14 protein-coding genes are annotated in these 15,094 nt (G+C 72.1%); 12 read left to right on the plus strand and 2 right to left on the minus strand.

The window, feature by feature from the left end; translation table 11 throughout:
- Positions 1 to 4: 4 nt before the first annotated feature.
- The 4 genes from ggt to HZF07_RS19230 are packed head-to-tail and all read left to right on the plus strand — an operon-like array spanning position 5 to position 4,057.
- Positions 5 to 1,798: a gamma-glutamyltransferase gene (ggt, locus tag HZF07_RS19215; RefSeq protein ID WP_157343856.1), complete on the plus strand. Its 1,794-nt coding sequence runs from the start codon at positions 5 to 7 to the stop codon at positions 1,796 to 1,798.
- 21 nt (positions 1,799 to 1,819) lie between these two features.
- A complete protein-coding gene (locus tag HZF07_RS19220; protein WP_181645395.1) occupies positions 1,820 to 2,461 on the plus strand; it encodes a pyridoxamine 5'-phosphate oxidase family protein in 642 nt (213 codons plus the stop codon).
- Complete coding sequence (gene dapF / locus HZF07_RS19225) at positions 2,454 to 3,260, plus strand: diaminopimelate epimerase (RefSeq protein WP_157343858.1); 807 nt, start codon at positions 2,454 to 2,456, stop codon at positions 3,258 to 3,260. The genes HZF07_RS19220 and dapF overlap by 8 nt, the downstream gene beginning before the upstream one ends.
- A gap of 20 nt (positions 3,261 to 3,280) precedes the next feature.
- Entirely contained in the window at positions 3,281 to 4,057 is a 777-nt protein-coding gene (locus tag HZF07_RS19230; protein ID WP_157343859.1) for an SDR family NAD(P)-dependent oxidoreductase, read from the plus strand.
- Here the strand turns inward: HZF07_RS19230 and HZF07_RS19235 are convergent.
- Positions 4,050 to 4,574 (minus strand): maleylpyruvate isomerase family mycothiol-dependent enzyme, encoded by a 525-nt coding sequence (locus tag HZF07_RS19235; RefSeq protein ID WP_157343860.1) that lies wholly within the window; start codon positions 4,572 to 4,574, stop codon positions 4,050 to 4,052. The genes HZF07_RS19230 and HZF07_RS19235 overlap by 8 nt on opposite strands.
- 51 nt (positions 4,575 to 4,625) lie before the next feature.
- On the opposite strand from HZF07_RS19235, the gene HZF07_RS19240 reads away from it, so the two are divergent.
- Entirely contained in the window at positions 4,626 to 5,432 is an 807-nt protein-coding gene (locus HZF07_RS19240; protein WP_157343861.1) for a helix-turn-helix domain-containing protein, read from the plus strand.
- Here HZF07_RS19240 and HZF07_RS19245 read toward each other — a convergent pair.
- Entirely contained in the window at positions 5,395 to 5,985 is a 591-nt protein-coding gene (locus HZF07_RS19245) for a nucleoside/nucleotide kinase family protein (RefSeq protein WP_309504854.1), read from the minus strand. The two genes, HZF07_RS19240 and HZF07_RS19245, sit on opposite strands and share 38 nt — an antisense overlap.
- Before the next feature lie 57 nt (positions 5,986 to 6,042).
- Between HZF07_RS19245 and hflX the strand changes: the two genes are divergently transcribed.
- The 7 genes from hflX to HZF07_RS19280 all read left to right on the plus strand — a co-directional run bounded on the left by hflX (position 6,043) and on the right by HZF07_RS19280 (position 15,024).
- Positions 6,043 to 7,515 carry a GTPase HflX gene (gene hflX / locus HZF07_RS19250; protein ID WP_157343864.1) on the plus strand — a complete coding sequence of 491 codons (1,473 nt, stop codon included), beginning with the start codon at positions 6,043 to 6,045 and terminating at the stop codon, positions 7,513 to 7,515.
- A gap of 511 nt (positions 7,516 to 8,026) precedes the next feature.
- Positions 8,027 to 8,728 (plus strand): SGNH/GDSL hydrolase family protein, encoded by a 702-nt coding sequence (locus HZF07_RS19255; RefSeq protein ID WP_157343865.1) that lies wholly within the window; start codon positions 8,027 to 8,029, stop codon positions 8,726 to 8,728.
- 40 nt (positions 8,729 to 8,768) lie between these two features.
- Positions 8,769 to 9,959 carry an ROK family transcriptional regulator gene (locus tag HZF07_RS19260; protein WP_309504855.1) on the plus strand — a complete coding sequence of 397 codons (1,191 nt, stop codon included), beginning with the start codon at positions 8,769 to 8,771 and terminating at the stop codon, positions 9,957 to 9,959.
- Between the two features lie 192 nt (positions 9,960 to 10,151).
- Positions 10,152 to 11,357, plus strand: coding sequence for an ROK family transcriptional regulator (locus tag HZF07_RS19265; protein ID WP_309504856.1), 1,206 nt, complete (start codon positions 10,152 to 10,154; stop codon positions 11,355 to 11,357).
- Complete coding sequence (locus HZF07_RS19270; RefSeq protein ID WP_198346431.1) at positions 11,354 to 12,868, plus strand: sugar ABC transporter ATP-binding protein; 1,515 nt, start codon at positions 11,354 to 11,356, stop codon at positions 12,866 to 12,868. The genes HZF07_RS19265 and HZF07_RS19270 overlap by 4 nt, the downstream gene beginning before the upstream one ends.
- Entirely contained in the window at positions 12,865 to 13,893 is a 1,029-nt protein-coding gene (locus HZF07_RS19275; RefSeq protein WP_157343866.1) for an ABC transporter permease, read from the plus strand. Before HZF07_RS19270 ends, HZF07_RS19275 begins: the two co-directional genes overlap by 4 nt.
- 57 nt (positions 13,894 to 13,950) lie before the next feature.
- On the plus strand, positions 13,951 to 15,024 hold the full coding sequence (locus HZF07_RS19280; protein WP_157343868.1) for a substrate-binding domain-containing protein: 1,074 nt from the start codon (positions 13,951 to 13,953) through the stop codon (positions 15,022 to 15,024).
- The last annotated feature ends 70 nt before the right edge of the window (positions 15,025 to 15,094 follow it).

Below are 15,094 nucleotides of genomic sequence, written 5' to 3' on the forward strand. Positions count from 1 at the left end.
CCGTATGCGCCGTCTCGGGATCGTCGTACCTGCCCTGCTCGTCCCCGCCCTGCTGGTCGTCGCGCCGGCCCAGGCCGACCCGGTCAAGCGCCCGACGGCGCGCGGGTACGGCGGCGCCGTGTCGTCCGTCGATCCATACGCCACGGCCGTCGGGCTGCGGGTCCTCCGCGCCGGCGGCAACGCCACCGACGCCGCGGTCGCGACCGCGGCCGCGCTGGGGGTCACCGAGCCCTTCAGCGCCGGCATCGGTGGCGGCGGCTACTTCGTGCACTACTCGGCGAAGACCGGCAAGGTGCGCACCATCGACGGCCGGGAGACCGCTCCTAAGGCGATGCCGCGCAACGCGTTCATCGACCCGGAGACCGGCAAGCCCTACAACTTCTCGCCGGAGCTGGTGACCAGCGGCGTCTCCGTCGGCGTGCCCGGCACGCTCGCGACCTGGCAGCGCGCCCTCGACCGGTGGGGCACCCGCGACCTGGGCGACGTGCTGCGGCCGGCCGCCCGGCTCGCCGCCGACGGCTTCGTCGTCGACAACACCTTCCGCAGCCAGGTGCAGCAGAACCTGGAGCGGTTCCGGGCCTTCACCTCCACGCGCCCGCTCTACGGCCACCTGCCGCGCGTGGGCTCGACCTTCCGCAACCCCGACCTCGCCGCCACCTACGACCTCATCGCCGACCGCGGCACCGCGCCGTTCTACCGCGGCGCGATCGCCCGGGAGATCGTGCGGGCGGTGCGGAAGCCGCCGACCACCGCGCGCACCGCGCTGCCGGTGCCGAAGGGGCACCTGGTCGTCCGCGACCTGCGCCGCTACCGGGCCCTCGACCAGAAGCCGACCCACGTCGGCTACCGCGGACTCCACGTCTACGGCATGGCGCCGTCGTCATCGGGCGGCACCACCGTCGGCGAGGCCCTCAACATCCTCGAGCGCCACCCGCTCGGCACGCTGCCGCGCGCGCAGGCGCTGCACCTCTACCTCGAGGCCAGCGCGCTGGCCTTCGCCGACCGCGGCAAGTACGTCGGCGACCCCGCCAAGGTGCTGGTGCCGCGCCAGCAGCTGCTCTCCGACGAGTACGCCGCGGAGCGCAACTGCGCGATCAGCCCCACCTCGACGCTGCCCAAGCCCGTCGCCGGCGGCGACGTCACGTCGTACGACGGGGTGTGCGGGAGCCCGGCCGGCCGCGGACCGGCGGCCGCAGACACGGAGAACACCGAGACGACGCACCTGACCGTCGTCGACCGCTGGGGCGACGTGGTCTCCTACACGCTGACGATCGAGCAGACCGGCGGCTCGGGGATCGTGGTGCCCGGCCGCGGCTTCCTGCTCAACAACGAGCTCACCGACTTCTCGGCGGAGTACGACCCGGCCGACCCCAACCGCATCCAGCCGCTCAAGCGGCCGCGCTCGTCGATGTCGCCGACGATCGTGCTCCGCCACCGCAAGCCGGTGCTGGCGCTCGGCTCTCCCGGCGGCTCGACGATCATCACCACCGTGCTCCAGACGCTCGTCAACCGGATCGACCTCGGCATGACGCTGCCGCAGGCGATCGCGGCTCCGCGGGTCACCCAGCGCAACGGGGCGACCGACCAGGCCGAGCCCGCGTTCGCGGCGGCGTACGGGCCCGCGCTCGAGGCGCTCGGCCACGACGTGGTCACCTACGAGGACATCTTCACCGGCACCCACGAGATCGGCGCCGCGACCGGCATCGAGATCGGTCGGGGCGGGCGGCTGACGGCCGCGGCCGAGCCGGATCGCCGCGGCGGTGGCTCGGCAGGTGTCGTCAGCCGGAAACGGAGATGACGGCGCCGGTACCGTTGAGGGGTGACGACCGCCCCCACCTGGACCGAGATCACCTCCGTCGACGCGCTGGTCGGCCTGCTCGGTGAGCCTGGCCAGCGCGCCCGCGACAAGGGCCGCACCGCGCTCCTCGACGTCGACCGCGACTGGCTCGCCGCGTCACCGTTCTGCGTGCTCGCGACCTCGTCGTCCGACGGTCGCTGCGACGCCTCGCCCAAGGGCGACCCGGCGGGCCGGCTCGTGCACGTCATCGACGACACGACGATCGCGCTCGCCGAGCGCCCCGGCAACAGGCGCGCGGACGGCTACCGCAACATCCTCGACAACCCGCACGTCGGCCTGAACTTCCTCATCCCCGGCCGCGGCGACACGCTGCGCATCAACGGTCGGGCGCGGCTGGTCAGCGACGCGCCGTTCTTCGACGAGATGGTCGTCAAGGGTCACCGGCCGGTCCTCGCTGTCGTCGTCGAGATCGAGGAGATCTTCTTCCACTGCGCCAAGGCGTTCCTGCGATCGGGGCTGTGGAAGCCGGAGACCTGGGACCCCACCGGCGTGGTGCCGCGGCGCGCGGTCATCGCCCACGACGTCGAGCCGAGCGGCATGACGCTCGAGCAGCTCGACGAGTACTACAAGCCCGAGAACTACGAGAAGGGCATGTATGCCTGACTACCCCTTCCTCAAGGGCCACGGCACCGAGAACGACTTCGTGCTGCTGCCCGACCACGACGGCAGCGTCCACGGCGACCTCTCGCCCGACGAGATGGCCCAGCGGGTGCGCGCGCTCTGCGACCGCCGGGCCGGCATCGGCGGCGACGGCGTGCTGCGCGTCGTCCGCGAGGACGGCGGGTGGTTCATGGACTACCGCAACTCCGACGGCTCGGTCTCGGAGATGTGCGGCAACGGCATCCGGGTCTTCGCGCGCCACCTCGTCGACGAGGGGCTGGTCGACGGGTCGGCGCCGATCCCGGTCGGCACCCGCGACGGCCTCAAGACGCTGACCGTCGACGGTGACCTGATCACCGCCGACATGGGCACCCCGCGGGTGCTCGGCGAGACCACGGTCGCCGTCCCCGGGCACGCCTGGGTCGCGCGGCACGTCGACATGGGCAACCCGCACGCGGTCGCCTTCGTCGACTCGCTCGACGACGCCGGACACCTGCTGGACCCGCCGGAGCACGACCCGGCGACGTACCCCGAGGGCGTCAACGTCGAGTTCGTCGTACGCCGCGGCGACCGGCACGTCGCGATGCGGGTGCACGAGCGTGGCTCGGGGGAGACCCGGTCCTGCGGCACGGGCGCGTGCGCGGCGATGGTCGCGGCGGCGGTGGCCGACGGCCTCGGCCCCGGCTCGGCCTACCGCGTGGACGTCCCCGGCGGGACCCTCACCGTCACCTGGACCGAGGACGACCGGGTCCTGCTCACCGGCCCCGCCGTCATCGTCGCCCGGGGGACCACCTCGCTCTGACGACCGCTATCGTCCGGCGCATGGACATCAACGGAGCCAGTGCCATCGTCACGGGCGGCGCGTCGGGCATCGGTGCCGCGGCCGCCCGTCAGCTCGCCGCCAAGGGAGCGGTCGTCGTGGTCGCGGACCTGCAGGCCGACAAGGGCGAGGCGCTCGCCCAGGAGATCGGCGGCGTCTTCGCCCAGGTCGACGTCACCGACACCGACCAGATCAAGGCCGCGGTCACCGCCGCCGCCGAGATCGCGCCGCTGCGCGCGGTCGTCAACTCCGCCGGCATCGGGTGGGCGCAGCGCACGATCGGTCGCGACGGCGAGTTCGACTCCGCCCACGACCTCGAGGCGTTCACCCGCGTCATCAAGATCAACCTGATCGGCACGTTCGACATGACCCGCCTCGCCGCGACCGCGATGAGCCGCAACGAGCCCGACGCCGACGGCTGCCGCGGCGCGATCGTCAACCTGGCGAGCGTCGCGGCCTTCGACGGCCAGATCGGGCAGGCGTCGTACTCCGCCTCCAAGGGCGGCGTCGTCGGCATGACCCTGCCGGTCGCCCGCGACCTCTCCGCCTCCGGCATCCGCCTCAACACCATCGCCCCCGGCCTGATCGACACCCCGATCTACGGCGAGGGCGAGGCATCCGAGGCGTTCAAGGCCAAGCTCGGTGAGAGCGTGCTCTTCCCCAAGCGCCTCGGCGTCCCGGACGAGCTGGCCAGCATGGTCGTCGAGTGCATCACCAACAGCTACATGAACGCCGAGGTGATCCGCGTCGACGGCGGCATCCGGATGCCTCCTAAGTAGCGCGTCGGCCCATCCGGGCCAGGATCTTCGTCTGCCGGTCGGCGTCCTCCGGGACGTCGACCGGCTGCTTGAAGACGCCCTCGTCGTAGGCGTGCTCGCCGAAGCCGACGAACGCCTGCTCCAGCGCGTCCAGGTCGGCCTCGGTGAAGGTCGTCGGCCGACCCGCCGCCGAGCCCAGGTCCCAGCCGTGGACGACGAGGTCGAAGCCGTAGAAGTCGTCCCACGTCGCACCCATGGTGGTGCGGCCGAAGAAGCCGTCGTACTCCCGCGCCCGCACGTCGTCGTCGACCGCACGGCGTACGGCGGCCAGGTGCTCGGCCCACACCGCGTCGGGTGATCCCGACGGTCGCGGTCCCAGCTCGATCCCGTGGCCCTCGAGGAACGAGCGCTCAGTGTCGACCACGTGGTCGACGACGTCGGCGGCGGTCCAGCCCTCGCAGGGGCTGGTCGCCGACCAGTCGTCGGTCGCGGAGACGGTGGCGGAGAAGCGGTCGGCTGCGTCGTCGTAGAAGCTCATGACCCCAGCATCGGCCGGGCACTGTCGGCGGCGCTTGCAAGAATCCGACACATGACCCGGCGGATCGACCCGACGGAGCGGGCACACCTCCTCGATGCGAGCGGCTACGCGCCGCCGATCCATCGGTTCGCGCCGAGCCCGGAGCTCGCCGACGTCGTGCGCCGCTACTGGATGCCCGTCTGGTCGCTGCCCGACGGACAGGTGTCGTTGCAGCGGGTGCTGCAGTACCCCGTCTGCCTGGTCGTGGTCTCCGCCGACTACGCGCTGCTCGTCGGACCGACCACCGGCCTGTCCACGCAGGAGCTCAGCGGCAGCGGCTGGGCGCTCGGCACGATGCTGCACCCCGCCGCCGGGCAGGTGCTGGCGGGCGGCCCGATCACCCGGCTGACCGACGTCACCGTGCCGCTCGACGACGACGCGCTGGCGGGTCGGATCCGGTCCGCCGTCGGCGACCACCCCGACGACCCCGACCGCCAGCAGGCGGCCGTGGCGGAGGTCGAGTCGTGGCTGCGCACGCTGCTCCCGGTCGACGACGAGGGCCTGCTCGTCAACGCGATCGTCGAGCACGTCGAGGGCGACCCGTCCGTGCAGCGGGTCGGCCAGGTCTGCGAGAAGTTCGCGATCACCGAGCGCACGCTGCAACGGCTCACCGCGCGCCGGATCGGGCTGACGCCGAAGTGGCTGATCCAGCGCCGCCGCCTGCACGAGGCCGCCGAGCGCCTCGCCGACGCGGAGCGCCCCGACCTGGCCCGGGTCGCCGCCGACCTGGGCTACTCCGACCAGTCCCACTTCGCCCGCGACTGGCGCGCGGTCACCGGGCTCACGCCGGGGGAGTACGCCGCAGAGCCCAGGCGCTGACGTCGACGACGAGGTCGGCCCGGGAGCGGGCGGCCTCGACCAGGCGGGCGTTGGCCTCGTCGACCCGCGCCACCCACTCACGGGCGGCGGCGAGCGACTTGCCGAACGCGACGTGCCGGGCCACCAGCCGCTCCACGCGCACGTCGTCGTCGACCTCGAGGTGCCAGACCACGTCGATCTCGGCGCGCACGGCGTGCCAGCGCGGCTCGTCGAGCAGAAGGTAGTTGCCCTCGGTGACCACGGTCCCGGCGGCGGGCACCGGGATGGCGGCGGCGATCGGCTGCTCCAGGTCCCGCTCGAACATGGGCGCCACCACGTCGGGCTCGCGGGTCCGCACCCGCCGCAGCAGCGCGGCGTACCCCTCCGCGTCGAAGGTCTCCGGTGCTCCCTTGCGGTCCAGCAGCCCGCGGCGCTCGAGCTCGACGTCGGCGTAGTGGAAGCCGTCCATCGGGACGACCGGCAGTCCCAGCGCGGCCGCGAGCGTGGACTTCCCGACGCCCGGAGCGCCGGCCAGCCCGAGCAGCCGGATGCCGGGCGGGACGTCGGGAATCACGAGGGGAAGGTTAAGCGTTGGGAGGAACAGATGACTGAAACGTACGCTGTGCCCCATATGACGAACGCTGAGCCGAACTTCTACCTCGACGAGGAGCTCGAGGCCACCGAGGACTGGGACGACGACTTCCAGACCGGGTACGCCGACGAGCCCGATCCCGAGGACCTCACCACTGGCGAGATGGACCTCGCGGAGCGCCACCAGCTCCGCCGGGTCGCGAGCCTGCGCACCGAGCTCGAGGACATCACCGAGGTCGAGTACCGCCAGCTCCGCCTGGAGCGGGTGGTGCTGGTCGGTGTCTGGACCGACGGCACGGTCGAGGACGCCGAGAACTCCATGGCCGAGCTCGCGCTGCTCGCCGAGACCGCCGGCTCCGAGGTGCTCGACGCGATCTACCAGCGCCGGCAGTCGCCCGACCCGGCGACGTACGTCGGCCGCGGCAAGGTCGAGGGCCTCGCCGAGATCGTGAAGGCCACCGGCGCCGACACCGTGATCTGCGACGGCGAGCTCGCGCCCAGCCAGCTGCGCAACCTCGAGGACCGGCTCAAGGTCAAGGTCGTCGACCGCACCGCTCTGATCCTCGACATCTTCGCCCAGCACGCGAAGTCCAAGGAGGGCCAGGCGCAGGTCGAGCTGGCCCAGCTGAGCTACATGAAGCAGCGGCTGCGCGGCTGGGGTGGCAACCTCTCCCGCCAGGTCGGTGGCCGGGTCGCCGGCGGTGCGGGCATCGGTGGCCGTGGCCCCGGTGAGACCAAGATCGAGACCGACCGCCGCCGGATCAACACCAAGATCGCCAAGCTCCGCCGCGAGCTGAAGGAGATGAAGGGGACCCGCGACACCAAGCGCCAGGAGCGCCGTCGCAACCACATCCCCAGCGTCTCGATCGCCGGCTACACCAACGCCGGCAAGTCCTCGCTGCTCAACCGGCTCACCGACGCGGGCGTACTCGTCGAGGACGCGCTGTTCGCGACGCTCGACCCGACGACCCGTCGTACCACGACCGCCGACGGCCGCGTCTACACGATGAGCGACACCGTCGGCTTCGTGCGCCACCTGCCGCACCAGCTGGTCGAGGCTTTCCGCAGCACGCTCGAGGAGGTCGCCGACTCCGACCTGGTCCTGCACGTCGTCGACGGGTCGCACCCCGACCCCGAGGGCCAGATCGCCGCGGTGCGCGAGGTGTTCGCCGAGATCGGCGCGACCGACGTGCCCGAGCTGGTCGTGATCAACAAGGCCGACCAGGCCGACCCGATGGTCATCGCCCGGCTCCGCCAGCGCGAGCCGCACTCGGTCGTCGTCTCGGCCAAGACCGGCGAGGGCATCGCCGAGGCGCTGCGCATCGTCGAGGGCGAGCTGCCCCGACCGGGCGTGGAGTTCAAGGCGCTGCTGCCCTACGGCCGCGGCGACCTGATCAACCGCCTCCACCAGCAGGGCGAGATCACCTCGATGGAGCACACCGGCGACGGCACGATCGTCGTCGGTCGGGCCAACCCCGACCTGGCCGGCGAGCTCGAGGCGTACGCGCTCTAGCCCAGGTTGAGGCTGCGCGGGTCGCAGTTTCATCAAGGGATGCAGGCCAACCGGCGCTTCCCAGGGCGAGTTCGCCCGGGTGAGCGCGGCTTCACCGTCATCCCTTGATGAAACTCCCGCCCCCCCGACCTGGCCGGCGAGCTCGAGGCGTCCGCCCTTCAGCCCGGGCTGCGCGGGTCGCAGTTTCATCAAGGGATGCAGGCCGACCGGCGCTTCCCAGGGCGAGTTCGCCCGGGTAAGCGCGGCTTCACCGTCATCCCTTGATGAAACTCCCCTCCGGCCTGGCCCGCGAGCTCGAGGCGTCCACCTCTAGCCCGGGCCCAGGCTGCGCGGGTCGCAGTTTCATCAGGGGATGCAGGCCGACCGGCGCTTCCCAGGGCGAGTTCGCCCGGGTGAGCGCGGCTCCACCGTCATCCCTTGATGAAACTCCCGCCGCCCGCCCGGCCACAATTCGAGCGATTTCTGCGTCATTCCGCGGACACGAGGCCGTCCTGTCGCTGACGATTTCGTGGTGACTCGGGGGCAAGACATGGGCGCATGGGTACGCCGGCCGGTGCTGGTCGGCGCCGTCGTCGTGGCAGTGCTCGCCTCGACCCTGACGGTCCTGCTCGCCGTCGGCGCGATCGGCTCGCGTCCCACGCGGTGCGAGCGGTTCGCCGGCGACTCCCGGGACCGGGCGGCCGCGGTCAGCGGCTCGGGGACCCGGATCCTCGTCATCGGCGACTCCTGGTCCGCCGGCCTCGGCCTGGACCGGCCCGCCGAGTCGTGGCCGTCGAGGCTCCCCGGCCGGGTGCGCGTCGCCGGCTTCTCCGGCTCCGGGTTCGCCGAGCACGCCAGTGACTGCGCCCAGGTCTCCTTCGCCGACCGCGCGCCGCGCGCCCTGCGTCGGTCGGCCGACCTGGTCGTCGTCCAGGGCGGACTCAACGACTACGACCAGCCCGACGCCGACGTGCGCGCGGGCTTCGCGCGGCTGATGACGTCGCTGCGCGGCGAGCGCGTCGTGGTCGTCGGGCCGGCGGCCGCACCCGCGCGCGCCCGCCGGGCCGCGCACGTCGACCTCCTCCTGACCGGTCTGGCCGCTCGCTACCGCGTCCCGTACGTGCCGACCTCGGGCCTCGAGCTCACCTATCTGCCCGACCGGCTGCACCTGACCCCCGCGGGCCACCGGGCCTTCGGCGACTACGTCGCCGACCGGCTGGCCGAGCTCCCGTAGTCGGCCACCGCGCTGGGAGCTGCGTGGGAGACTCCCTCCCGTGCGTCATTCCCTAGCGGGCCGCGCCGAGAACGCGATGCAGGCCCGGATCCTCGCCCAGCTCCTCGACGCGGGGCCGCTGTCGAAGGCCCAGCTCGCCGACCGGCTCCAGGTCTCCCGGACCACGGTGGCCGCCGAGGTGGCCCGTCTCGTCGAGCTCGGCCTCGCCCAGGACGCCGGGCCGGCGGCGTCCCGCGGCGGCCGCCGGTCGACGCTGGTCGACCTCTCCGAGGACGTCCACTTCGTCGGCATCTCGATCGGCGCGACCGGCATGTCGGTCGGCGTGACCGACGGGCGGCTGGCCGTGCTCGCGACCCGGCACCAGTCCTGCGACATCCGCCAGGGACCCGAGGTCGTCCTCGCGGCGGCCATCGAGCTGGTGCGCGAGGTGATCGACGAGGTCGGCGTCACCAGCCTGATGGGCGCCGGCGTCGGCGTCCCCGGTCCGGTCGACTTCGGCCGGGGCGTCTCGGTCTCGCCGCCGATCATGCCGGGCTGGGACGGCTACCCGGTCCGCGACGCGGTGTCGCGCGAGCTCGGCTGCCCGGTCGTGCTCGACAACGACGTCAACGTGCTCGCCGTGGGGGAGCAGCACGCCGGGGTCGCGAGGGGCGCGCAGGACTTCCTGTTCGTGAAGATCGGCACCGGCATCGGCTGCGGCATCGTGATCGACGGCGAGCTCTACCGCGGGGTCAACGGCTGCGCCGGCGACATCGGGCACATCCGCGTCGAGGACTTCGGCCCGACCTGCGCCTGCGGCAACACCGGCTGCCTCGAGGCCTTCTCCGGCGGGGCCGCCCTCGCCCGCGACGCGACGGCCGCGGCCCGCAGCGGCCGGTCGCCGGCGCTCGCCGCGATCCTGGAGGAGAAGGGCGAGCTCACCGCGGCCGACGTCGGGCACGCGGTCGCGCAAGGCGACGCCCAGGCCGTCCAGCTGATCCGCGACAGCGGCCGGCACATCGGCCAGGTGCTGGCCGGCCTGGTGTCGTTCTTCAACCCCGGCCTCATCGTGATCGGCGGCCGGGTCACCGGACTCGGTCACGCGCTGCTCGCCGAGGTCCGCGGCGTCACCTACCGCCGCTCCCTGCCGTTGGCGACCGGGAACCTGCCGATCGTGCTCAGCGAGCTCGGTGACGAGGGCGGGGTGATCGGGGCGGCGCGGCTGATCAGCGCGTCCGTGTATGCCCCCTAGATGCCACCCGAGTCTCAGAAATCGGCCTACTTCTGCAGATCACTTTGCAAAGTTTGACGCTCAGCGCGGATTCTTTCGCCTGAATCGCTTGCCAGCGGCCCGGTTCACTGCCTAGTTTGTGCGTCGTCACGACAAACGGGTGATGGCAGTCACAAAGCCTGCCTCGCCCCCGGTGTGCAGGGAGGGTCGCGGGTGCGCAGTCCCAACCTCTCCCTCGTCCTGCGCCAGCTGCGCGACCAGGGCCCGCGCTCGCGGGCCCGCCTGGCCACCGACCTCGGCCTGACCCGGTCCGCGGCGAGCACGCTCGTCGCCGAGCTCGAGGAGCTCGGTCTGGTCCGCACCGCAGGCGTGGAGCGCGGCGGCGTCGGCCGGCCCGGCTCGCTGGTCGAGATCGACGGTCGCGCCGTGTGCGGCATCGGTGCCGAGATCAACGTCAACCACGTCTCGACGATCGCCCTCGACCTCAGCGGTCAGGTCGTCGCGGAGCACCGGCTGGCGCTCGACGCGCACCGGCTCACCGCCGACGAGGTGCTCGACAAGCTCGCCGAGCTGGTACGCCGCACCGACGCCGACGTGCGCACCGTCGGCGCGACGCCGGTCGGGCTGACCGTCGGCGTCGCCGGCCTGCTGGACAGCGCCCGGGAGGTGCTCGCAGTGGGCCCGAACCTGGGATGGCGCGACGTCCCGGTGGGCGCCGGTCTGCGGGCCCGGCTCGGTGCGGCGTACCCGCTCGGCGTCGAGAACGAGGGCAACCTCGCCGCCATCGCCGAGGCGGTCCCCGGGGACGCGACTCGTCAGGACATCCTCGTGATCTTCGGCGAGGTCGGTGTCGGCGGCGGCATCGTCGCGGGCGGCCGGCTGCTGCGCGGCCACCAGGGGTACGCCGGCGAGTTCGGCCACATGATCGTCGAGCCGGGCGGCCGTCGCTGCGGGTGCGGCCGGGTCGGCTGCTGGGAGACCGTCGCCGGACTCCGCGCGCTGCTCGACGCCGCCGCGGACCCCGACGACCCGGTGCGCGACCCGGCGCTGTCGCTCGACGACCGGATCGCCGAGATCAACCGGCGCGCCGACCTGGGCGACACCCGCACCCGCGCGGCGCTCGACCAGGTCGCCGGCTGGATCGGCGTGGGCGCCGCGCTGCTCACCAACGCGCTCAACCCCGCTGCCATCGTGCTCAGCGGCTACTTCGCCGGCCTCGGGCAGCAGCTCCGCCCGCTCATCGAGGAGCAGCTGCAGGCCGGCGTCCTCGCGCCGTACTCCGGTGGCACCCGGGTGGAGTTCTCGACCCTCGGCTTCACCGCCGCCGTCAGGGGCGGCGCCGCCGTCGCCCTCGAGGCCGTGTTCGACGACCCGACGCTCGTGGCGCCTCGCGCCGCCCTCGTGGGAGGAACCCGATGACCGACACACCGCTGCTCCAGATGACCGGGATCGTCAAGCAGTTCCCCGGCGTCCGCGCGCTCGACGGCGTCGACCTCGACGTCCGCGCCGGCGAGGTGCACTGCCTGCTCGGCCAGAACGGCGCCGGCAAGTCGACGCTGATCAAGGTGCTCTCCGGCTTCCACCAGCCCGACGAGGGCACGATCACCTGGGACGGCCAGGACGCCGCGTTCTCCACGCCGGCCAAGGCGATCGAGCACGGCGTCGCGACGATCTACCAGGAGCTCGACCTGGTGCCGCACCTCGACGTCACCGAGAACGTCTTCCTCGGGCACGAGGTCTCCCGGGCCGGGTTCAGCCAACGGAGCCGGGCCCGCGAGATGGCCAGGGCGCTGCTCGCCCGGCTGGGCCACGCGGAGATCCCGGTCACCCGCGTGGTCGGGGACCTCTCGCCCGCCAACCAGCAGATCGTCAGCATGGCGCGGGCGTTGTCCCACGACACCCGCCTCCTCGTGCTCGACGAGCCGTCCGCGGTGCTCGACCAGCAGGAGGTCGCGAACCTCTTCCGGGTCATCCGCAGCCTCACGGCCGAGGGCGTCGCGGTCGTCTACATCTCCCACCGGCTCGAGGAGATCCGCCAGATCGGCGACCGGATCACGGTCCTCAAGGACGGCCGCACCGTCGCCACGGGCCTCGCGGTCGCGGACACCCCGACCGCGGAGCTGATCAGGCTGATGACCGGTCGCTCGATCGAGTACGTCTTCCCGCCCCGCCCCGAGACTCCCCGCGACCAGGGTGAGCCGGTGCTGGAGGTGCGGGACCTCAGCCTCGCCGGCGTGTTCACGGGCGTCGACCTCACCGTGCACGCCGGCGAGATCGTCGGGCTGGCCGGCCTGGTCGGAGCCGGCCGGTCGGAGATCCTCGAGACGCTGTACGGCGCGAGGCGGGCCTCGACGGGGACGGTCGCCGTCGACGGCAAGCGGCTGCGCAGGGGCTCGGTGACCTCGTCGGTGCAGGCCGGCGTCGGCCTGGCCCCGGAGGAGCGCAAGAGCCAGGGCCTGCTGCTCGACGAGGCGGTCTACCGCAACATCACGATGTCGTCGATGGCGCGCTTCGCCCGGTTCGGGTTCCTCGACCGCGGCCAGGAGCGCAAGCGCGCCGAGGAGCTGACCACCAGCCTCGACGTCCGGCCCACGGGCGTGACCCGCGCCGTCCGCACGCTCTCGGGCGGCAACCAGCAGAAGGTCGTGCTCGCCCGGTGGCTGCTGCGCGACTGCCGGGTGCTGCTGCTCGACGAGCCCACCCGCGGCGTCGACGTCGGCGCCCGGTCCGAGATCTACCAGCTCGTCCGGTCGCTCGCCGACCGCGGCGTCGCGGTCGTGGTCGTCTCCAGCGAGATCGAGGAGGTGCTCGGTCTCGCCGACCGGGTCCTCGTCGTCCGCGAGGGCGAGGTCGTCCACGAGTCCGCATCCACGGACATCGACGAGGCGAAGGTCCTCGACCTCGTCATGGAAGAAAGGGTTCCGGCATGAGCCAGGACAGCGTGCGCGTCGAGAAGGAAGCGCTCGAGACCGAGCGGGAGCCGAACCCGGTCCTCGCCCTGCTGCGCACGAGCGTCGGCCGCAACGCGGGCCTCGTGGTCGCGCTGCTGCTGATCTGCCTCGTCGGCGCCATCACGGCGGGCAGCCGCTTCACCGACTGGGACAACGCGATGACGATCCTGCGGCTCGCCGCCGTCGTCGGCGTGGTCAGCATCGGGATGACGTTCGTGATCATCGGTGGCGGCATCGACCTCTCGGTGGGCGCGATCGTCGCCCTCTCGTCGGTCTGGTGCACCACGGTCGCCACCCAGGAGTTGGCCCAGGACATCCACTGGCTCTGGATGGTCGCCGTCGCCCTGCTGGTCGGCTCCGCGTGCGGCCTGATCAACGGGCTGCTGATCGCCTACGGCAACATCGTGCCGTTCATCATGACCCTGGCGATGCTGGCCAGCGCCCGCGGCCTCGCCGAGATCATCAGCGACAAGAAGACCCAGATCGTCAGCGTCGAGGGGTTCGACGACTTCTTCAACCGCGACATCCTGGGCATCGACGTCCAGGTCTGGCTGTTCGCCCTGGTCTCGGTGGCCGGCTGGATCCTGCTCAACCGCACCACGTTCGGCCGCCGTACCGTCGCCGTCGGAGGCAACCCCGAGGCGGCCCGCCTGGCCGGCATCAACGTGAAGCGGCAGACCGTCTACCTCTACGTGCTGATCGGCTTCTGCTGCGGCATCGCCGCGCTGATGCTCGTGGCCAAGACCACGACCGGCAGCTCGACGCACGGCAGCCTCCTCGAGCTCGACACGATCGCGGCAGTCGTCATCGGCGGCACGCTGCTCACCGGTGGCCGCGGCACGATCGTCGGCACCGTCCTCGGCGTCCTGATCTTCTCGAGCATCACCAACATCTTCATCCTCAACAACCGCTCCTTCTCCGAGCAGTCGCTCTTCAAGGGAGCCATCATCGTCGCCGCCGTGCTCCTGCAGCAGAGGTTGGCGTCTCGGAACAGCACCACCTAGCACCGCTCAACACCACCACCACCGCATCACTCTCCGCATCACACAAGGAGCACCACCATGTCCCTGCGGTCCACCACCCTGAGGTCCAGGAAGCGTTTCGCCACCGGCCTGGTCGCCGGCATCGCGGTCCTGTCCCTCGCCGCCTGCACGAGCAACGACTCCTCCGGCGACGACGACAACGACGAGACCAGCGGCGGCACCTCTGCGGCCGCAGCGGGCTCCAACGACGAGTCCGGCGACAAGGTCGTCATCGGCTTCTCCGCACCCGCCGCCGACCACGGCTGGATGGGCTCGATCACCGAGTCCGCCCAGAACGTGGCCGACGAGTACGACGACGTGGAGCTGCGCGTCGCCGAGGGCACCAACGACGTGAACGTCCAGATCAGCCAGATCGAGACCTTCATCAACGACGGCGTCGACGCGATCGTGCTGCTGCCGTTCGACGGCGCCGCGATGACGCCGATCGCGCTCGAGGCGATGTCCAAGGGCATCCCGGTGATCAACGTCGACCGTGAGTTCGACGACCCCAACGCCGCCCGCGTGACGGTCCTCGGCGACAACTACGGCATGGGCGTCTCCGCCGGTGCCTGGGTCTGCGCGGAGGCCGACGGCAACAAGGACGCGGTCGTCGCCGAGATCGCCGGCATCGACTCGCTGCCGCTCACCCAGGACCGCAGCAAGGGCTTCAAGGACGCGCTCTCCGAGTGCGGCCTCGACGTCGACAACCGCGTCGCCGCCGACTTCACCGTCGAGGGTGGCGAGGAGGCCGCGACGAACCTGCTCCAGGCGGCCCCGAAGATCGACTTCCTGTGGAACCACGACGACGACCAGGGTGTCGGCGTCCTCGCGGCGATCGAGAACGCCGGTCGTGACGAGTTCAAGATGATCGGCGGCGCCGGCTCGGCCAACGCGATGCGCTCGATCCAGGACGGCGACAGCGTGCTCAAGGCGACGGTCATCTACCCGTCGACCCAGGCCGCCGACGGCATCAAGCTCGCCCGCCTGCTCGTCCAGGGCAAGTCGATGTCCGACCTCGTCGAGGTCGAGGTCCCGCGCAAGGTCCAGCTCTACGCCCCGGTCGTGACCGAGGAGAACGTCGACCAGTACATCGACACCGCGTTCGAGTCCTGACCGACCCGTGCCCGCCCCCGCTCTCCGTCCCCCTCTCTGGGCGTCGCGGGGGCGGGCACGCACCACTTTC

Origin of the sequence: Nocardioides agri (assembly GCF_013778305.1) — a bacterium.
Lineage (GTDB): Bacteria > Actinomycetota > Actinomycetes > Propionibacteriales > Nocardioidaceae > Nocardioides > Nocardioides agri.